At 69.1% G+C, this 17,731-nt stretch carries 20 protein-coding genes and 5 tRNA genes; 10 read left to right on the top strand and 15 right to left on the bottom strand.

The features are described from left to right. Positions 1-116 precede the first annotated feature (116 nt). The 5 genes from A605_RS01435 to A605_RS01415 all read right to left on the bottom strand — a co-directional run bounded on the left by A605_RS01435 (position 117) and on the right by A605_RS01415 (position 1,977). Positions 117-207 (bottom strand) — tRNA-Ser (locus A605_RS01435). 83 nt (positions 208-290) lie between these two features. Then, positions 291-515: a CsbD family protein gene (locus tag A605_RS01430; protein ID WP_015399722.1), complete on the bottom strand. Its 225-nt coding sequence runs from the start codon at positions 513-515 to the stop codon at positions 291-293. A 59-nt stretch (positions 516-574) separates the two neighbouring features. Continuing rightward, positions 575-856 carry a hypothetical protein gene (locus A605_RS01425; RefSeq protein ID WP_015399721.1) on the bottom strand — a complete coding sequence of 94 codons (282 nt, stop codon included), beginning with the start codon at positions 854-856 and terminating at the stop codon, positions 575-577. Positions 857-995: 139 nt separating this feature from the next. After that, entirely contained in the window at positions 996-1,475 is a 480-nt protein-coding gene (locus A605_RS01420; RefSeq protein ID WP_015399720.1) for a nucleoside deaminase, read from the bottom strand. Between the two features lie 4 nt (positions 1,476-1,479). Beyond that, complete coding sequence (locus A605_RS01415) at positions 1,480-1,977, bottom strand: tRNA adenosine deaminase-associated protein (protein WP_015399719.1); 498 nt, start codon at positions 1,975-1,977, stop codon at positions 1,480-1,482. Between the two features lie 38 nt (positions 1,978-2,015). Between A605_RS01415 and A605_RS01410 the strand changes: the two genes are divergently transcribed. After that, complete coding sequence (locus A605_RS01410) at positions 2,016-3,035, top strand: prephenate dehydrogenase (protein WP_015399718.1); 1,020 nt, start codon at positions 2,016-2,018, stop codon at positions 3,033-3,035. A 106-nt stretch (positions 3,036-3,141) separates the two neighbouring features. Here A605_RS01410 and A605_RS01405 read toward each other — a convergent pair. The 5 genes from A605_RS01405 to A605_RS01385 form a co-directional block, all read right to left on the bottom strand. Next, positions 3,142-3,214 (bottom strand) — tRNA-Arg (locus A605_RS01405). A gap of 139 nt (positions 3,215-3,353) precedes the next feature. Further along, entirely contained in the window at positions 3,354-4,937 is a 1,584-nt protein-coding gene (locus A605_RS01400; RefSeq protein WP_015399717.1) for an SLC13 family permease, read from the bottom strand. Positions 4,938-5,223: 286 nt separating this feature from the next. Further along, entirely contained in the window at positions 5,224-6,579 is a 1,356-nt protein-coding gene (gene mgtE / locus A605_RS01395) for a magnesium transporter (RefSeq protein ID WP_015399716.1), read from the bottom strand. 539 nt (positions 6,580-7,118) lie between these two features. Next, positions 7,119-7,191, bottom strand: a tRNA-Arg gene (locus A605_RS01390). Positions 7,192-7,217: 26 nt separating this feature from the next. Beyond that, a tRNA-Ser gene (locus A605_RS01385) sits at positions 7,218-7,306 on the bottom strand. An 88-nt stretch (positions 7,307-7,394) separates the two neighbouring features. Here A605_RS01385 and hisC point away from each other — a divergent pair. Further along, the gene (gene hisC, locus A605_RS01380) at positions 7,395-8,417 is read left to right on the top strand and encodes a histidinol-phosphate transaminase (protein ID WP_027004195.1); all 1,023 of its coding nucleotides are present in this window, start codon (positions 7,395-7,397) and stop codon (positions 8,415-8,417) included. Positions 8,418-8,440: 23 nt separating this feature from the next. Continuing rightward, positions 8,441-8,860 (top strand): phage holin family protein, encoded by a 420-nt coding sequence (locus A605_RS01375; RefSeq protein ID WP_015399714.1) that lies wholly within the window; start codon positions 8,441-8,443, stop codon positions 8,858-8,860. 85 nt (positions 8,861-8,945) lie between these two features. Here the strand turns inward: A605_RS01375 and A605_RS01370 are convergent, their stop codons facing one another. After that, positions 8,946-9,203, bottom strand: a complete 258-nt coding sequence (locus tag A605_RS01370; RefSeq protein ID WP_015399713.1) for a MoaD/ThiS family protein — start codon at positions 9,201-9,203, stop codon at positions 8,946-8,948. A gap of 110 nt (positions 9,204-9,313) precedes the next feature. On the opposite strand from A605_RS01370, the gene A605_RS01365 reads away from it, so the two are divergent. The 4 genes from A605_RS01365 to A605_RS01350 are packed head-to-tail and all read left to right on the top strand — an operon-like array spanning position 9,314 to position 12,528. Next, entirely contained in the window at positions 9,314-10,495 is a 1,182-nt protein-coding gene (locus tag A605_RS01365) for a molybdopterin molybdotransferase MoeA (protein ID WP_015399712.1), read from the top strand. An 8-nt stretch (positions 10,496-10,503) separates the two neighbouring features. Continuing rightward, a complete protein-coding gene (locus A605_RS01360; protein ID WP_015399711.1) occupies positions 10,504-10,986 on the top strand; it encodes a MogA/MoaB family molybdenum cofactor biosynthesis protein in 483 nt (160 codons plus the stop codon). Further along, positions 10,976-11,437, top strand: a complete 462-nt coding sequence (locus A605_RS01355; protein WP_015399710.1) for a molybdenum cofactor biosynthesis protein MoaE — start codon at positions 10,976-10,978, stop codon at positions 11,435-11,437. The genes A605_RS01360 and A605_RS01355 overlap by 11 nt, the downstream gene beginning before the upstream one ends. Continuing rightward, complete coding sequence (locus A605_RS01350; RefSeq protein WP_015399709.1) at positions 11,434-12,528, top strand: ThiF family adenylyltransferase; 1,095 nt, start codon at positions 11,434-11,436, stop codon at positions 12,526-12,528. The genes A605_RS01355 and A605_RS01350 overlap by 4 nt, the downstream gene beginning before the upstream one ends. 10 nt (positions 12,529-12,538) lie before the next feature. Here the strand turns inward: A605_RS01350 and A605_RS01345 are convergent, their stop codons facing one another. The 3 genes from A605_RS01345 to A605_RS01335 form a co-directional block, all read right to left on the bottom strand. Beyond that, positions 12,539-12,814, bottom strand: a complete 276-nt coding sequence (locus tag A605_RS01345; protein WP_015399708.1) for a hypothetical protein — start codon at positions 12,812-12,814, stop codon at positions 12,539-12,541. Between the two features lie 39 nt (positions 12,815-12,853). Further along, positions 12,854-13,099, bottom strand: coding sequence for a hypothetical protein (locus A605_RS01340; RefSeq protein ID WP_015399707.1), 246 nt, complete (start codon positions 13,097-13,099; stop codon positions 12,854-12,856). Between the two features lie 192 nt (positions 13,100-13,291). After that, positions 13,292-13,376 (bottom strand) — tRNA-Ser (locus tag A605_RS01335). An 87-nt stretch (positions 13,377-13,463) separates the two neighbouring features. On the opposite strand from A605_RS01335, the gene A605_RS01330 reads away from it, so the two are divergent. After that, entirely contained in the window at positions 13,464-14,420 is a 957-nt protein-coding gene (locus A605_RS01330) for an NAD(P)H-quinone oxidoreductase (protein ID WP_015399706.1), read from the top strand. An 18-nt stretch (positions 14,421-14,438) separates the two neighbouring features. Here the strand turns inward: A605_RS01330 and A605_RS01325 are convergent, their stop codons facing one another. Continuing rightward, on the bottom strand, positions 14,439-15,689 hold the full coding sequence (locus tag A605_RS01325) for an aminotransferase class V-fold PLP-dependent enzyme (RefSeq protein ID WP_015399705.1): 1,251 nt from the start codon (positions 15,687-15,689) through the stop codon (positions 14,439-14,441). A gap of 231 nt (positions 15,690-15,920) precedes the next feature. Here A605_RS01325 and wzm point away from each other — a divergent pair, with 231 nt between their 5' ends. Together wzm and wzt are read left to right on the top strand one after the other, a co-directional pair. Then, positions 15,921-16,817: a galactan export ABC transporter permease subunit Wzm/RfbD gene (wzm, locus tag A605_RS01320; RefSeq protein WP_015399704.1), complete on the top strand. Its 897-nt coding sequence runs from the start codon at positions 15,921-15,923 to the stop codon at positions 16,815-16,817. A 16-nt stretch (positions 16,818-16,833) separates the two neighbouring features. Continuing rightward, positions 16,834-17,628, top strand: a complete 795-nt coding sequence (wzt, locus tag A605_RS01315; RefSeq protein WP_015399703.1) for a galactan export ABC transporter ATP-binding subunit Wzt/RfbE — start codon at positions 16,834-16,836, stop codon at positions 17,626-17,628. Positions 17,629-17,731 lie beyond the last annotated feature (103 nt).

The following is a 17,731-nucleotide window of genomic DNA, read 5'->3' as shown; positions in this document are numbered from 1 at the left end:
TTCCTGAGTGTCGGGCAGAGGTGGGGAAAACAGTGCCAGTCTACCGGCGGGTGAACCTGCGGCGGAAACAGTTAATCCCCGGCGGCTCCCGCTGTGGGAGCCGCCGGGGATCTTCCTGGCGGTGGCGGAGGGATTTGAACCCTCGGTTGGGGGTTACCCAACAATCGCTTTCGAGGCGATCACCTTCGGCCGCTCGGACACGCCACCGCGAACAAGAGTATCGGAGCGCCCCGACGGTGACCAAATCCCCTCCTCACGCGGGAGGAAGGGACGTGACCCCGTCGGCCCGTCTACCGGTTCTCGTCGTCCGGGCGAAGGCCACCCAGGGCCTGGTCACCCTTCTCCCTGAGCGTGTCGCCGGTCTCGTCCATCTTCTGCTTGGCCTCGCCCTTGGTCTGGTCGGCCTTGCCCTCGTTCTGCATTTCGCGGTCATCCATGGCGTCACCGGCCTTCTCCTTGGCCTTGCCGCCGAACTCCTGGGCCTTGTTCTTCGCCTTGTCCATGAAATCAGCCATGATCTTCTCCTCTTCGTGATGTGTGGTGAGGGTCGATGTCGCCCTCATGTGTTGATCGGTTACCGGTCCTCGTCCGGGACGCCCTCCGTGCGGCCATCCGGCATGGTGAAGGGCGCATCGCTCGGCCCGTCCCCGTCGGGGACGGTCTCCTCGTCCTGTCCCACCAGGAAGTCCCGGTGGACGTCGTCGACGTCGCTCTCCGGGAATGCGCCGTCCGGGGCCTTCTCGGCCTCGGTCATGCCCTCCCGGTCCTCCAGCGCCTCACGGGCGGCGGTCAGATCCTCGGCGTCGTGGTCGTTGGCGACGGCCGGGTCGCCGCTGGACTTGTCATTGAGAGCCAATCTTCTCCTCCTTCTGTCGGAGTCGTTTCTGGCCCCCACTGTAACCAGCCCCACATCCGGGTGCACGGGAGAAGACAATCGATGCCGGAACGTTACCGACCTCCCAGTTGCCACCCATCCCCCTGGTAGCGGGTCCACATCAGCGCAGGTCGGTGAAGAAGTCGGTGAGCAGCTCCCGGCACTCGGATTCGAGCACGCCGCCGCGCACCTGCGGGCGGTGCAGCACCCCGGCGTCGCGGACGACGTCGAAAAGCGAGCCGCAGGCGCCCGTCTTCGGCTCCCACGCGCCGAAGATGAGCGTGCCGACGCGAGCGCCCACGAGCGCGCCGGCGCACATCGTGCACGGTTCGAGGGTGACCACGAGGGTGCAGTCGGTCAGGCGCCAGGAGTCGCCGAAGGCATGCACGGCCTGCCGGATGGCGACCATCTCGGCGTGGGCGGTGGGGTCGAGGTCAGCCTCCCGCCGGTTGGTCCCGGTGGCCAGTTCGCGGCCGTCGGGGGCGTAGATGACCGCGCCGACGGGGATGTCGTCGGCCGGGGTCTGCGCGGCGACCTCGAGTGCGCGGCGCATGCGGGCGCGGGCGGCGACGAGCCCGTGGGCGTCGGGGAGTACGGGCACGGCGCTAGCCGTCGAGGCCGGCGGCGTCGAGGAGGTCGTCGCCGAAGCCGAGCTCGCCGGCGATGCGCAGGATCTGCTCGGAGGGCCACAGGTCGGGGTCGTCGACGATGACGCCGAGGACCTCCTCGGAGATGCCGAGGTCGGCGAGGATGTCGAAGTCCCCGTCCGGCCAGCCGTCGACGTCGTCGAGCTCGTCGGGATCGAGGTCGGGGATCTCGGCGTCGAGCTCGTCGAGGACCGTGGCGGCGAAGTCGTCGTCGACGGCCATGGTCGCGTCCGAGAGCAGGAGGTGGATGCGGTCCGGGGTGGGACGGACGATGACGAAGTAGTCGTCGTCGACGCACAGCAGCGCGAAGGCCGCGCCCTCGCTGCGCAGGTCGCGCACCGCCGCCACGGAGGTGTCCAGGTCGCGGAAGTCGTCGTCGAAGGCACGGACGGCCCACGAGCCGTCGACCCAGGCCACCGTGACAGCAAAACTGACGCCGTACTCCTCGTGCTCCATATCAGGTGAGCGTAGTCGGGTTGTGGGACACTTGTCAGGTGACTTCGAGAGACGTAACCAGACCCATCTGCATCATCGGACTCGGCCTCATCGGGGGCTCCCTGCTGCGTGATCTCGCCGCCCACGGCCACGCCGTCTACGGCTTCAACCGCTCCACCTCCGGCACGCGCAAGGCGACGAAGGAGGGTTTCGAGGTCAGCAACGACCTGGTGGAGACGCTGCGCCGCGCCGAGGCCGACGGTGCGCTCATCGTGCTCGCCGTCCCGATGCCCGCCGTCGCCGGCCTGCTCGACGCCCTGGCCGAACACGCCCCCTCGTGCGGCTTCACCGACGTCGTCTCCGTGAAGGCGGAGGTCTACGCGCTGGTGAAGGAACGCGGCATGGAGGACCGGTACGTCGGCGGCCACCCGATGGCCGGCACCGCCGAGAGCGGCTGGAGCGCGTCCCGGGCCGGGCTGTTCCGGCGCGCCGCCTGGGTGATCACCTTCGACCACGCCGTGGACACCGAGGGGGAGGTGCCGCAGGAGTGGATCGAGCTGTGGACCGACGTGGTGCGCATGATCATCATCACCGGCGCCGAGGCCATCCCGGCGCGTGTGGACCGCCACGACGCGGCCGTCGCCCGCATCTCCCACCTGCCCCACATCCTCGCCGAGACGCTCGCGGTCGTCGGCGACAACGGCGGTGCGTTGGCGCAGTCGCTCGCCGCGGGCAGCTTCCGCGACGCCACGCGCGTGGCCAGCACCGAGCCCGAGCTGGTGCGCGCCATGTGCGAGACCAACGCCCCGGCGCTGCTCACCGCCCTCGATGAGGCGCTGGAGCTGCTGCAGGACGCCCGCGCGTCCCTGGCCTCCGAGACATCGGACCTCAGCGAGCTGGTCGACGCGGGCTACCGCTCCCGCGTGCGTTTCGACGCCCGCGAGGGCAACCGCAGTGAGTCCGTCTCCCCCGTCAAGATCTCCTCGCGTCCGGTGCTGCGCCTGCACCCGGGTGGCGAGGGCTGGGTCAATCAGCTCATCCAGGCCGAGTCCCTGGGCGGGCGCATCGAGGTGTTCTGAGGGTACGCGGGGCGTCGGCGGACACCGGCGAGCCCCGACCTCCGCCGTACTCCCCGGAACGAGAAAGAACCGGCCACCATCGCGGTGACCGGTTCCTCTGTGATTGTGCGCCCGGAGGGATTCGAACCCCCAACCTTCTGATCCGTAGTCAGATGCTCTATCCGTTGAGCTACGGGCGCATTCCACCGTTGCTCGTTGGCAACGAAGAATTACTCTACACCGGGATGGCCGAACCCACAAAACACGAGGTCAAATCGGAAGAATCAGAGGCGACCGCCTTCCCGTGCCAGATACCGGGGGCGGCCACCGTCCAGTCGGTCAGAAGGCCAGACCGAAAAGCGGGATAGCGATGAAGTAGGTCGCCAGGGTGATGAGCACGACTCCGATGAGGTTGAGCCAGATGCCGCCCTTGATCATGTCGCCGATCCGCACGTAGCCGGAGCCGAAGGCGATGGCGTTCGGCGGGGTAGCCACCGGGAGCATGAACGCGCAGGTGGCTGCCAGCGCGACCGGGATGGTCAACAGCAGGACGTTCTGCTCCCCGCCGGCGGTCAGGCCGATGCCGACGGCCACGCCACCCATGATCGGCAGGAACGTCGCCGCGGTGGCGGTGTTCGAGGTGAATTCGGTCAGGACCAGGACCAGCGCGGCCACCGCGGCAATGAGCAGGAAGCTCGGCAGGACCTCAAGCCCCTTGGCCACCTCACCGATCCAGAGAGACAGGCCCGAGTTGGTGAACATCGCCGACAGGGACAGGCCACCACCGAAGAGGAGGAGGACGTCCCAGGGCAGTTCGTTGGCGGTCTTCCAGTCGAGCAGGCGCACGCCCGTCTTAGGGTCGGCCGGGATCGTGAACATCAGCAGGCCGGCGATGATGCCGACGAGCGCGTCGTCGTACACCATGTCGGCACCGAACCAGTCGATGACCAGCGGGACAAAGACCCACGACAGAGCCGCCAGCAGGAAGATGATGCCCACCATGACCTGCGGGCGCGTCCAGGCGCCCATATCCGCGAGTTCCTTCCTGATGAGCTCACGGCCACCCGGGATTTGGTCCATCTCCGGCTTGAACACGGTGACGAGGACGAGCCAGGCGATGCCCATGAAGATCACCGCGATAGGCACACCGACCATCATCCACCGTCCGAAGCCGATGGTGATGCCGTGGGCGGTCTCCATGTAGCCGGCCAGCAGCGCGTTCGGCGGGGTTCCGATCAGTGTGCCCAGCGATCCGATGGACGCAGAGTAGGCAATGGCCAGCATGAGCCCGGTAGCGAACTTCACCTGGTTGCGCATGCCACCCACGGTCTCCGCCGTCAGGCTCAGCACGGACATGCCGATCGGCAGCATGACGACGGCCGTCGCGGTGTTGGACACCCACATCGACAAAAAGCCGGTGGCGATCATGAAGCCGAGGATCAGCCGCTTCGGACTGGTACCCACGGCCAGCACCACGACCAGCGCCAGACGGCGGTGCAGGTTCCAGCGCTGGAGGCCCAGGGCCAGCAGGAAGCCACCCATGAACAGGAAGATAGTGGAGCTGGCGTAGGGGGTGGCCACCTCGCTGAACTCCGCAACCTGCAGCAGCGGGAAGGCGATGATCGGGATCAGTGCGGTGGCGGCCAGCGGAATGGCCTCGGTCATCCACCACGCGCCCATGAGCACGGTGATCGCTGCGGTGATCCGCAGGGCGTGATGACTGTACTCGGCCTCCGGGTCGGCGCCGGTGGACTGCATGACGGTTTCGACCGAGGAGGCCGGGAAGAAGAGGTAGACGAGCAGGGCCAGGATGATGCCGACGATGAGGCCCGTGGCCTGGCGGTGCCATTCACTGGCCTCCCGCACTTCACTGCCCTCCCCCGCGGCGTGCGAGGTGTTCTCCTTGACGGGTGGGGTGCTCATGGGTGCACGTTCTTTCATTGCTCGGGCCACCCTCTTCACGCTGGGCGGGATATGCGGCGCGCTCCGGGGGAGACCGGGGTCAGTGGTGTACCAACCTGGCCTGAGCCAGTTACCCCGGATGCTACCGCCCCTCCCCCGTAAACGTGAAAGGAATCACTCTTTTCCGGGGACTGTCGATCGCCCCCTCCGCCCCTGCCCTGCGAAGTTGGCGAATCATATGCTTCGCAAGCTCACCCCAGACGGGGGCGCTGTGCGAGCCTCCATCCCTGGGCGGATCCCGCAGGCCTCAGATACCGAGCACCGATTTCGCGATGAGGAAGTAGATGATCAGGCCGGTGGCGTCGCAGAAGGTGGAGATGAACGGGTTGGAGAACACCGCCGGATCCGCCCCCAGCCCCTTCGCGACGATCGGCATCATCCCACCCACGGTCGCCGACATCGCGCACACCAGCAGCAGCGTCGAACCGATGACGATGCCGATGGGCAGGCCGTAGACCGCCCACGCCCCCAGGAAACCGAGCACGCCGAGCAGGGACCCGAGTGTCAGACCGACACGCAGCTCACGCCAGGCGACCTGCGCGACATCCCGTTTGCGCACGTCGCCGAGCGCGAGCGCACGGGTGACGGTGGTGGCCGCCTGGTTGCCGGTGTTGCCGCCGGTGCCGGTGAGCAGCGGGATGAACAGGGAGAGCACCACCGCGGCGGCGAGCGTGTCCTCGAAGGTGTCGAGCACCTGGACGGTCAGCAGTGCGGACACCGCGAGCACCAGCAGCCACACGATGCGCGAGCGCACCACCTTCAGCAGCGGCGTCGACAGGTAGGGCTGCTGCAGCGGCTCGTGGGCGCCCGAGCGGGCGGTGTCCTCGTCGTCGGCGGACTCGACGATGTCCTGCGCGTCGTCGACGGTGAGGATGCCGACCAGCCGCCGCGAATCATCGACGACCGGCATGGCCAGCAGGTCCAGCGGCAGAAACCAGCGGGCGGTCTCCTCGGCGTCGTCGTGCGCGTTGGCGAAGGTCGGTTTGTCCATCAGCTCCGCCACCGCCACGGACGCCTCCGCGGTGAACAGGTCGCGCAGGGAGGTCACCCCGAGCAGGCTGCGGTCCCGGTCGATGACCGGCAGGGTGTAGATCGTCTCCAGCCCGTCGGCCGTACGCCGCAGCTCGGCGAGCGCCTGCCCGACCGTCATGTCGGCGTAGATGAGCGCCACCTCCGGCGACATGCGGCGCCCGATCGACCCCTTCGGGTAGCCGAGCACCACGCCCGTGACGTCGCGTTCGGTGCGCTCGAGGGCGCGCAGCAGGCGGTCGGCGATCTCGGCGGGCAGCTCGTCGAGGAGGGAGACGCGGTCATCCGGGTCCAGCTCGGCGAAGAACCCGTAGACGTCCGCGTTGCCGAGCGCACCGATGAGATCCGCCTGGTGCACGGCGTCGAGGGCGTCGAAGACCGCGATCGAGCGCCGGCGGGACAGCAGCCGCAGGACGACGGCCGCGCGCGTGGCGGTGGAGCGCTCCACCAGCGCGACGACATCCTTGATGGGGGGTTCATCGAGCAGCTCGGACAACTCCGCGGCGCGCGCCGGCTCGATCTCCCCGTCGGAGCGGATGATGCGCTCGAGCACCTCAATGGTCGACTCACCCATGGCTTTACCTCCCAGCTCAGGGGCAGGAAAAGTCCCGGCCCGGCGACTTACGCTACCGGGGCCGGGACAGGGGTGCCAGACGCCTTACCGGCGGTCGTCGCCGCAGCGTCCGCGGCGTCGACAAGCAGCACAAGGGCGGATACCGAGCATCCCGGCAACCCGAAGCGGCTCCCATGTCCGCCCTTCCGCAGGTTCCGCCCTTCGCGGCGTCGACAAACAGCACAAGGGCGGACACTGGCTACCTTCCACGCCCGAAACAGTGCCCATGTCCGCCCTTCCACAGATTCCGCCCTCCGCGGCGTCGACAAGCAGCACAAGGGCGGACACCGAGCAGCTACCAGGGCCGAAACGGCAGTGACGTCCGCCCTTCGGCAGGAACGCACTTGCCCACCAGCGCTTGCCGACGCCCGTGATCACGCCGCCCGGCACAAGGGCGGACACCGAGCGCGCCAGCCATCCGATTCCCACCGACGTCCGCCCTTCAGGCCCCGACAACACGAAAACGCCGACCACCGCATTCGGTGGCCGGCGTCCGGCTGTGCGCCCGGAGGGATTCGAACCCCCAACCTTCTGATCCGTAGTCAGATGCTCTATCCGTTGAGCTACGGGCGCCCTGCCCTCCCCGAAGGGGAAAGCGGCGGAGACGAGAGGATTCGAACCTCCGGCCCTCCGTTAAGAGGGCAACTCATTAGCAGTGAGCCCCATTCGGCCACTCTGGCACGTCTCCACAGGTCTCAGTTGAAACCTTCAAGCATGCTACCCGGGCACCTGCCCCGGCGCCAAACGCGGTGGACAACGGCGATAGACTCGAACCCATGATTCGCCCTGATCTCGCCGATATCCCCGCCTACGTCCCAGGCAAGCGGATGGATGACGCGCTCAAGTTGTCCTCCAATGAGGTCACCACCGCCCCGCTGCCCGCCGCCGTGGAGGCCATGACCGACGCCGCCGCCGGGGTCAACCGCTACCCGGACATGGGGGCCGCCGATCTGCGCGCCGCGCTGGCCGGACACCTGGAGGTCGAGCCGGGACAGGTCACCGTCGGCTGCGGCTCCTCGGCACTGTGCCAGCAGCTGGCGCAGGTCACTGCGGGCCCGGGCGATGAGATTCTCTTCCCGTGGCGCAGCTTCGAGGCCTACCCGATCTTCGCGCGCATCGTCGGCGCGACCCCGGTGATGATCCCGCTGACCGAGGAGGGAAAGCACGACCTCGACGCCATGGCCGCGGCCATCACCGAACGTACGAAGCTGATCTTCCTGTGCAACCCGAACAACCCCTCGGGTGCGACCATCACGCAGGACGAGTTCGACCGCTTCATGGCGCAGGTCCCGGCCGACGTCGTCGTGGGCCTGGACGAGGCCTACTTCGAGTTCAACCGTGACGAGGACACCTTCGTGGCCACCGAGGCGGTCAAGCGCTACCCGAACACCGTCGGGCTGCGGACCTTCTCCAAGGCCTACGGCCTGGCGGGCGCGCGCGTCGGCTACGCCTTCGGCAACCCGGAGCTGATCACCGCGATCGACAAGGTGGCCATCCCCTTCGCCGTCAGCTCGGTGGCGCAGGCGGGCGCGCTCGCCTCGCTGAACGCCGCCGATGAGCTGCTCGAGCGCACCGATGAGACCGTCGTCCAGCGCGACCGCGTCGCCGACGCCCTGGGCGCCCGCCCTTCACAGGCGAACTTCGTGTGGCTGCCGGGCGTGGACTCCCAGGCCGTGGCCGAGAAGCTCGCGGAACAGGGCGTACTGGTGCGCGCCTTCCCGGAAGGCGTGCGCATCACCGTGACCACGGAAGCAGAGGCGGACCGTCTGCTCGCGGCCTGGGAGCACGCGGGACTGTAGCCGCCCACGGTAGGTTGGGCGGCATGGGAACACTGATCCGCTGGCTTCTCGACATCATCGTGGTGGCGATCGCCCTGTGGGTGGTCACCGCCCTCGTGCCGGGCGTGGAGATCCTCCCGCCGGACGGGGTCCTCTACGGCGACGGCCAATACGACCATGCGCTCGTATTCCTGGGCGTGGCGGTGGTGTTCATCGTGGTCAACGCCATCGTCTCCCCGATCCTGCACACGCTGGGCCTGCCCATCACGTGCCTGACACTGGGCCTGTTCGCCCTGGTCATCAACGCGCTGGTGTTCATGCTCACCGCGTGGCTGTCGAATCAACTGGGGCTGGGGCTGATCATCGACGGGTTCTGGCCGGCGCTCATCGGCGCGGTCGTGCTGGCCATCGCCCGCGGCGTGCTGGGCCTGGTCACCGGCCTGTTCACCGGCGGGCGTCGATAAGCGTCGCTGGGGAGGCGTGAGAACCTACGCCTCCCACCGAGTAATGACTGTTCCGGACGCGTCTTCCCCGACGTCGCGCCCGGCCCTACCCGCCCGCGAAGGGCGGCAGCACGTCGACGCGCGCGGCGCCGCTCAGGGCGTCGGTTCGCCCGCTGTTGCGGCCGTCGATGAGGAAGGTGCAGCGGCCGAAGACATCGCCGAGCGTCATGCCGGCGTCGGTGGTGCCGGGGTGGGCGGCCGCGCGGGCGTCGAGCAGCTCTCCGAGAGTGGCGGGGACGTCCGCGACCTGCTCGCGGTCGGTGCCGGCGGCGGCGCGGGCGGCGGCGAAGTAGTGGATCTCCACAGGCGTCTCCTTCGGGATGATTCGCCTCCCAGCATGCCGCGCGACGGCGCAGAAGTCCACTCACCCGCACGGGTAGCATGGGGGAAAATCCGACGACCGTAAGGGGACGCATGCGCACGCCTGAGGAGCATCTCGCCGCTGTTCAGCAGGCGGTTGCGCCCCGGCGCGCCGTCACCGTCCCGCTTGCCGACGCCGCGTCGCGCACCCTCGCCGCGGACATCCGCGCCGCGCACCCCTCCCCGCGCTTCGACAACTCCCAGATGGACGGCTACGCGCTGTCCGCTGCACACCTGGCGGCCGCCCCGGGCGTCTTCCCGGTCGACCGGACCCTGCCCGCCGGCACCGACCCGGCCGGGCTCTACCCCGACGGCATCGGTGAGGCGGTCGTGCCGATCATGACCGGGGCGAAGGTGCCGGCCGGCACCGCCGCAATCGTCCCCGTCGAGGCCTGCCGGCCGGGCCAGTTCCCGGAGGAGGGTACGACGGTTGAGGTTCCGGAGGTGCCCGAGGGCCGGTTCATCCGTCGCGCGGGCTCCGATATCGCCGCCGGTGAGCTGCTGCTCGAGGCGGGTGTCCGGTTGAACGCCGTGGCCGTCGGTGTGCTGGCCGGGCAGAACCTCGCCGAGGTGGCCGTGATCGAGCCCGCCCGCGTGCTCATCTGCACCGGCGGCGCGGAGATCGGCACCACCGACGCCGCCGCGACCATCCCCGACTCCAACGCCCCCATGCTGCGGGTGCTGTGCGAGCGCGCCGGCATCGAGGTCGCGGGTCACCTGCGCACCGACGACGATCCGGCGCGGCTCGCCGCGGACCTGGCCGCGGCCGTCGGGCGGCACTCCCCCACCGCCGTGATCACCTCCGGCGGGATCAGCCACGGAAAATTCGAGGTCATCCGCCAGCTGCTGGAAGACGACGGCTGGTTCGGGCACGTCGCCCAGCAGCCGGGCGGTCCGCAGGGGTTGGCCACCTTCCACGGTGTGCCGGTAATCTGTCTGCCCGGCAACCCGGTCTCCACGCTGGTCAGCTTCCGGTTGTTCGTCGCCCCGGTCCTCGGCACCGCGCCGGAGCCGGTCACCGCGCGGCTGGCTGAGAATGTCCGCGGCCTGGAGGACCGTGACCAGTTCCTGCGCGGCAGGCTGGACGTCAACTGGGCCCAGGTGCTCACCGCCACGCCGGTCGGGGGCGCCGGTTCCCACCTGCTCGCCCAGGCACTGCCGGCGAACTGCCTGATCCACATCAAGGCACCCGGGCACTATTCCGCCGACATTCCGGTCACCGCCTACCCACTGTAAGGAGCACCATGACACGTACCGGCCTCGTCATCGTGGCCTCCACCCGCGCGGCCGCCGGCGTCTACGACGACCGCTCCGGCCCCGTCGCCGTCGAGTTTCTGCGTTCGCAGGGCTTCGAGACACCCGACGCGCTGGTGGTGCCGGACGCCGAGCTGTCCGCGACCGTCGATAAGCTGTTCGCCGACCGTGACAGCCTGCCGAACGTGGTGCTGACCTCGGGCGGGACCGGGATCACCGCCGATGACCGCACCGTGGAGGCCGTCACCCCGCACCTGGAGCGCGAGATGCCCGGCATCGTGCACGCGTTCTGGAACAAGGGCCTGGAGAACACTCCCCTGGCGGTGGCCTCGCGGGCCGTGGCCGGGGTGACGGGCCGGACATTCGTGATGACGCTGCCCGGTTCCACGGGTGGAGTAAAGGACGGCTGCGCGGTGTTGAAGAACCTGCTGGTGCCCGTCGTCGACATGCTGGAGGGAACCCATGAGCACTGACCCGGCCTACGTGGCCGAACACACCGGCGTCATCGTCGACGCCTTCATGACCGACCGCCCGATCGAGCCGCTGCTGCCCGGCGCGCGGCGGCTGACCGTCACCGAGGCCATGGGCGCGCTCGTGGCCTTCGAGGGCGTGGTCCGCGACCACGACGGCGGCCGGCGCGTGTCCACGCTGAGCTACACCGCCCACCCGAGTGCCGACCAGCGGATCCGTGAGGTCACCGAGTCGGTGATGGCGGCGCATCCGCGCACCCGCCTGTGGACCGCGCACCGCACCGGGGACCTGGCCATCGGCGATATCGCGTTCGCCGTCGTGGCGGCCGCCGCGCACCGGGGCGACGCCTTCGCCGCGGCCTCCGAGCTGGCCGACCGCGTCAAGGCGGAGGTGCCGATCTGGAAGGAGCAGCTGCTCACCGACGGACGCACCCAGTGGGTGGGACTCGAATGACCCTGAACCCGCGGCAGATCGCCCGCTACCGCCGCCAGATCACCCTCGGCGGTTTCGGCCCCGAGGGCCAGCGGAAGCTTCTCGACGCCCACGTGGCCGTCGTCGGCGCCGGCGGGTTGGGCAGCCCGGCGCTGCTGTACCTGGCCGGCGCGGGCGTCGGCCAGGTCACCCTGATCGACGACGACGTCGTGGACCTGTCCAACCTGCACCGCCAGGTCATCCACACCACCGACCGGGTGGGCGAGCTGAAGGGCGAGTCCGCTCGTGAGCAGATGCTGGCGCTGAACCCGGAGCTGTCCGTCGAGCTCTTCACCGGGCGTCTGAACCGTGACAACGCCGTCGAGGTGCTCAAGGGCGCGCACGTGGTGATGGACGGCACCGACAACTTCGACACCCGGCACGTGGTGTCCGCGGCCTGCGCCGAGCTGGGGGTGCCGCACGTGTGGGCGTCGATTCTGGGTTTCGACGCCCAGCTGACCGTCTTCTGGGCCGGTCACGGCCCGGTCTACGAGGATCTCTTCCCCGTCCCGCCGGCGCCGGGCGAGGTGCCCAGCTGCGCGCAGGCGGGGGTTCTCGGCCCGGTCGTCGGCGTGGTGGGTTCCGCCATGGCGATGGAGACGCTGAAGCTGGTCACCGGCATCGGTGAACCGCTGGTGGGTCAGCTCGGCTACTACTCCTCGTTGACGGGCAGGTGGGAGTATATTCCCGTCGCCGGTCGCCCGGAGACGGTGGAGAAGCTGCTGGCCGAGGGCCCGCCGGCGCAGGCGAGACCCATCGCCACGCCCGGGCCCGCCGCCGTGGCCGAGGTCGACGAGGTGCCGGACAACGCGGTGCTCATCGACGTCCGCGAGCCCGAGGAGTACGCCAACTTCCGCATCCCGGGTGGCGTGAACGTGCCGCTGGGGCGCATCGTGGACGGTTTCGTGCCGGAGGAACTACGCGAGGGGCTCGTCGAGGGCCAGCCGGTGGTGGTGTACTGCGCCGGCGGGGTGCGCTCGGCGCAGGCGGTGCGCGCGCTCGAGGAAACCGGTGTCACCGGACCGGTCAGCCTCGCCGGAGGTATCGACGCCTGGCTCGACCGGCAGGGTTGATACTCCCCGCTCAGGTCACCGCGAGGATGATGAACACGAACATCAGCACCACCGCGACCGCCGGGATGAGCATGACCCACCAGCTGTACCAGCGGCTGCCCATCCGGCCCACGTGAACGGGGCGCTTCCGGGGCCGGTCGACGCCGGAGGTCTGCGGCACCTGATAGTAGGGCGGCTGGCCCGCGTGGTGGTGCTCCTTACCGGCGGACGCCCGGTGGGCGCCGGAACGGTCGCCGGACTCGTCACCGTCGGCCGGGTGGTCGTCGGGGTTGTTCGGGGTGTTCATGGCGCCTCCTCTCCGGGTGCTCAGAAGCCGGGACAGGTCTCAGGGTGAGACGAACCAGGCGGCGAGGACGATCAACGCGAGGACAATGACCGTGATGATGAACCACGGCAGGAAACCGCCCCGGTTGCGCTCCACGTGTGCCACCGTCTTCTGCGGCATCTGTGGCGGTTTGTCCGGATCCTGGCGCCGCTGCTCGAGGTTCGGGGACTGCTGCAGGGGCAGGTCCGTGGGGAGGTTCGAACCTCCCGGTGAGGTGTTGGGGTCGAACGGCTGGGGGTTGGTCATGGTGGCTCCTCTCATCGCGGGTCGCCCGCGCAACCGCTGCAGGTGCCACGGCGACCGGGAGGTGTCCCTCCGGCTGAACATCGGTTCGTCCGCCAGCCTAGTGCGACCGGACGAGCCGTGCCCGGAGGCCATCACCCCGGATCGCGTGACGCCCCGGCGCGCACCGTGGGGCGCGTTCCGGGACGTCTCCAGCGGAGGCGGCGGGATTTGAACCCGCGGATGGTTGCCCATCGCTGGTTTTCAAGACCAGTGCATTCGGCCGCTCTGCCACGCCTCCTCGCCGCGGTGGGAAATCCGACCGCGACAACCCCCAAGACTACCGGACCCCACCCCCGCCGCCCGAATTTCCCTACCCTGGGAAGCCATGAAGGCCATCACACAGACAGATGAGAACGATCCGCGCTCACTGGCGCTGACCGAGGTCGACGACCCGCAGCTCAAGTCCGGCGAGGTGCTGGTGAAGGTGCACGCCGCCGGCGTCAACCGCGGGGACATCCTGCAGGCGCACGGCAACTACCCGCCGCCGCCCGGCGCCTCGGAGATCATCGGCCTGGAGTGCTCGGGCACCATCGCCGATCCGGGTGACACCGGCCGCGAGGAGGGCGAGGAGGTCGCCTGCCTGCTGGCCGGTGGCGGCTACGGCGAGTACGTGGCCGTGCCGGAGGGCCAGCTGATGCCGCTCCCGGAGGGCTACTCCCTGACCGAGGCGGCCAGCGTCGTGGAGGTCGCCTGCACGGTGTGGTCGAACCTCGGCATGCTCGCCGGCCTGCGCGAGGGCCAGACGGTGCTCATCCACGGCGGGGGCGGCGGCATCGGCACCTTCGCCATCCAGCTGTGCAAGGCGCTCGGCGCGACGGTGGCGGTCACGGCCGGCTCCGACGAGAAGCTGGAGACCTGCCGGGAGCTGGGCGCGGACATCCTGGTCAACTACAAGGAGCAGGACTTCGCGCAGGAACTCAAGGGCCGCTGCGACGTCATCCTCGACATCATCGGCGCGAAGTACCTGAAGCAGAACCTGCGGGCCCTCAACACGGATGGTCAGCTGGTCATCATCGGTCTGCAGGGCGGGGTGAAGACCGAGATCAACCTCGGCGCCCTGCTGCCGCGGCGTCTCTCGGTGCGCGGCACGACCCTGCGCGCGCGCAGCCTGGAGAGCAAGGCGGACGTCGTCAGGAGCACGGTCGAGCACGTCTGGCCGATGCTCGCCGACGGCCGCGTGCGCCACCACATCCACGCCACCCTGCCGCTCGCCGACGCCGCACGGGCCCATGAGCTGCTGGACTCCGGCGAGGTCACCGGCAAGATCGTGCTGGAGGCATAGGCCGGGCCCGGGCCGGGCTCAGGCCAGCGACGCGACGACGCGGATGAGATGTTCGATGTCGTGCCGGTTGTTGAAGGGGCTGAGTGCCACCGTCACGGCCCCACCGATCTCGCCGACACCCATCTCCGTGAGCAGCGGCGTCATCGGCGCGATGGTGGTGACCAGCCCGTTGTCGAACAGTCGCTGGTGCACCGTCTCCGCCGGCACGCCGCGCACCGCGAACGACAACCGCGGCAGCCGCTCCGCCGGCCCCCCGGCGGCGGCCTCCCCGGTCACGCCCAGGATGTGCACCGCCGGCAGGGTGCCGAGGAAGGTGTACAGGTCCTCGTTGAGGTCGTCGAGGTAGTCGGCGAGTTCGGTCATGGAGTGCTCGAGACGGTGGCGGCGCGTGGGGCGGGTGCCGGAGGTCTCCACCAGGTCCGCGAGGTGGTCGACGATCGTCGGCACGCCGCCCGCCAGCCCCGACGAGACCGGGGTCTCCAGCTTCGCGGCGGTGGCGGCCTTCGGACCCACCCCCGGGTTCAGCGACTCCAGCCGCCGGAACATCGCCGGATCGCGGAAGACCAGCGCGGACAGCGCCGGACCACCCAGCTTGGCCAGGTCCACGGCGACGATGTCGGCGTCCCAGTCATCCACCTCGACGGGGCGGTACGGCGCGTAGGCGGAGGCGTCGACCAGCACCCACGCGCGCGAGCGGGAGCGGGTGACCTCGGTGATCTCGGTGACGGGCGCGAGCGTGCCGAGCAGCTCGTGCGCCGCCGATATCGCCACCAGGCGGGTGGAGCCGTCGACCAGGTCGTTGTACTGCCAGCCCGGCAACTCCCCGGTACCCAGATCCGGCTGCGCCCAGCGCACCTCCGCGCCGACACCCGTGAACGGCATGGACAGTGTCGGTGGGTCGAGGTGGCTGAGCACCACCGAGGAGGTGGTGCGCAGCAGGGGGCGCATCGCGCGGGCCAGCGAGTGGTAGAGGACCTCGAGGCTCGGGCCGAGCACGACCCGCTCCGGTCCCGCGCCGACCAGATCCGCGACGGCGAAGCGCGCGGCGTCGATGAAGGACTCGCCCTCGAGCCGGCCGGGGCGCTGCACCCGCGAGTGCGAGCCGGTGGCCGCCTCCAGGTCCGCGACGGCCGTCGACAAGCGGAAGGAGCGGGCCACCGACGCCGAGACACGCTCCGGGATCTGCGGGCAGGCGTGCGCGTTGAGATAGGTCCAACCGTCGCTGAGCGAGACGTAGAGCCCCCGAACCCGGGCGACGTCGTACTCCACTGCTTACCTCCCTCACGCGCCGCCTACCGGCACGCCCATCAAGTATGCCTTCTGCTCCCCACCGACGCACCAATGCCCCCGACCAACATCATCGCAGGCCAGACGGTCTGCCGGTGGGGGCGGGGCAGGTGATCACCACCCCTGTGAATATACCGCCGGTCCCTGCTCAACCGAATACCGCCTCCGTGGTGGTTTCCGGCTCGGGGCCGGTGGGCGGCTAGGGTGATCGGTGTGCAGGAACAAGCCCACATCAAGGACCTCCGGGCCGACATCGAACGGATGACCGGTACCGGTGGTTCCACCGTGCCCGACTCCAAGTCGAAGACCTTCCGCGCCGCCTGGGACGACCTCGTCAGCGGGTTCGGCCAGCACGAGCTGTGGCTGCAGCTCGGCTGGCAGGACATCAAGCAGCGCTACCGGCGCTCCACCCTCGGCCCACTGTGGATCACCATCGCCACCGGCGTCATGGCCCTGGCGCTCGGTCTGCTGTACTCCGTGCTCTTCGAGATCCCGCTGGCGGAGTTCCTGCCGCACGTCACCGTGGGCCTGATCATCTGGGGGTTCATCTCCGGCTGCATCAAGGAGGGCGCGGACATCTTCATCGACAATGAGGGACTGATCAAACAGCTGCCCTCGGCGTTGTCGGTGCACGTCTACCGGCTGGTGTGGAAACAATTCCTGTTCCTCTGCCACAACCTGGTCATCTGGGTCATTCTCATGCTCATCTTCCCCCGGAACCTGGGTTGGGAGGTGCTGCTGGCGCTGCCGGCGATGGCCCTGTTGATCGTCAACGGCGTCTGGGTGGCCATGTTCTTCGGCATCGTGGCCACCCGATTCCGTGACGTCTCGCCCCTGCTGGAGGCCGGCACGCAATTGCTGTTCTACGTCACGCCGATCGTCTGGATGACCTCCACGCTGGAGCAGAACATCCAGGGCCTGGACACCCGCGCCAACCTCGCGCAGCTCAACCCGCTCTACCACTACCTGGAGATCGTGCGTGGCCCGATGATCGGCACTGACGTGTCGGCACACCACTGGTGGGTGGTCCTGGGATTCACCGCGGTCGGTCTCATTCTCGCGTTGCTGGCCATGCGGCAGTGGCGCTTCCGCGTCAGCTACTGGGTCTAATCCGGAAGGTCCCGTCTTGGTATCCATCGACACCTACAACGCCTGCGTCGACTTCCCCATCTTCGACGCCAAGTCCCGCTCCATGAAGAAGGCCCTGTTGTCCACCGCCGGCGGCGCGATCGGCCGCAACCAGGACAACACGGTCGTCGTGGAGGCGCTGCGCGACATCAACCTCCACCTGCGGGAGGGCGACCGCGTGGGCCTGGTCGGCCACAACGGCGCCGGCAAGTCCACCCTGCTGCGCCTGCTCTCCGGCATCTACGAGCCCACCCGCGGCAGCGCGCGGATCCGCGGCCGCGTGGCCCCCGTCTTCGACCTGGGCGTCGGGATGGACCCGGAGATCTCCGGCTACGAGAACATCATCATCCGCGGCCTGTTCCTCGGACAGACCCGGAAGCAGATGAAGGCCAAGATGGACGAGATCGCCGAGTTCACCGAGCTCGGTGAGTACCTCAACATGCCGCTGCGCACCTACTCCACCGGCATGCGCGTGCGCCTGGCCCTCGGCGTGGTCACCTCCATCGAACCCGAAATTCTGCTGCTCGACGAAGGTATCGGCGCCGTCGACGCCGCCTTCATGGCCAAGGCCCGCGTGCGGCTGCAGGAACTGGTCAAACGCTCCGGCATCCTGGTCTTCGCCTCCCACTCCAACGACTTCCTGGCCCAGCTGTGCAACACCGCCCTGTGGATCGACCACGGCGAAATCCGCCAGGCCGGGCTGGTCGATGAGGTCGTCGAGGGCTACGAGGGCAAGGGCGCCGGCGACTACGTGCGCTCGCTGCTGAAGCGGTTCGACGGGGATAACAAGTAGGGGCCGTTCCCGGACCTGGAGTGCGCGTCGCTGAGGGGTAGTGCGGCGTCGCGAAGCAGCACAAGGGCGGACGCTGGGCTCCTGGACCGGAGGTTTCGGCTAC

This window comes from Corynebacterium halotolerans YIM 70093 = DSM 44683, from assembly GCF_000341345.1.
GTDB classification, from domain to species: Bacteria; Actinomycetota; Actinomycetes; order Mycobacteriales; family Mycobacteriaceae; genus Corynebacterium; species Corynebacterium halotolerans.
This window is presented reverse-complemented; position numbering and strand designations above follow the sequence as displayed.

What these genes read in the sequence shown, in the direction of transcription:
- A605_RS01430 (WP_015399722.1), bottom strand. Translation starts at nt 515, where the DNA reads ATGGCTGATTTCATGGACAAGGCGAAGAACAAGGCCCAGGAGTTCGGC.
- A605_RS01415 (WP_015399719.1), bottom strand. Translation starts at nt 1,977, where the DNA reads ATGGAGCACGAGGAGTACGGCGTCAGTTTTGCTGTCACGGTGGCCTGG.
- A605_RS01400 (WP_015399717.1), bottom strand. Translation starts at nt 4,937, where the DNA reads ATGAGCACCCCACCCGTCAAGGAGAACACCTCGCACGCCGCGGGGGAG.
- mgtE (WP_015399716.1), bottom strand. Translation starts at nt 6,579, where the DNA reads ATGGGTGAGTCGACCATTGAGGTGCTCGAGCGCATCATCCGCTCCGAC.
- hisC (WP_027004195.1), top strand. Translation starts at nt 7,395, where the DNA reads ATGATTCGCCCTGATCTCGCCGATATCCCCGCCTACGTCCCAGGCAAG.
- A605_RS01375 (WP_015399714.1), top strand. Translation starts at nt 8,441, where the DNA reads ATGGGAACACTGATCCGCTGGCTTCTCGACATCATCGTGGTGGCGATC.
- A605_RS01365 (WP_015399712.1), top strand. Translation starts at nt 9,314, where the DNA reads ATGCGCACGCCTGAGGAGCATCTCGCCGCTGTTCAGCAGGCGGTTGCG.
- A605_RS01360 (WP_015399711.1), top strand. Translation starts at nt 10,504, where the DNA reads ATGACACGTACCGGCCTCGTCATCGTGGCCTCCACCCGCGCGGCCGCC.
- A605_RS01355 (WP_015399710.1), top strand. Translation starts at nt 10,976, where the DNA reads ATGAGCACTGACCCGGCCTACGTGGCCGAACACACCGGCGTCATCGTC.
- A605_RS01350 (WP_015399709.1), top strand. Translation starts at nt 11,434, where the DNA reads ATGACCCTGAACCCGCGGCAGATCGCCCGCTACCGCCGCCAGATCACC.
- A605_RS01345 (WP_015399708.1), bottom strand. Translation starts at nt 12,814, where the DNA reads ATGAACACCCCGAACAACCCCGACGACCACCCGGCCGACGGTGACGAG.
- A605_RS01340 (WP_015399707.1), bottom strand. Translation starts at nt 13,099, where the DNA reads ATGACCAACCCCCAGCCGTTCGACCCCAACACCTCACCGGGAGGTTCG.
- A605_RS01330 (WP_015399706.1), top strand. Translation starts at nt 13,464, where the DNA reads ATGAAGGCCATCACACAGACAGATGAGAACGATCCGCGCTCACTGGCG.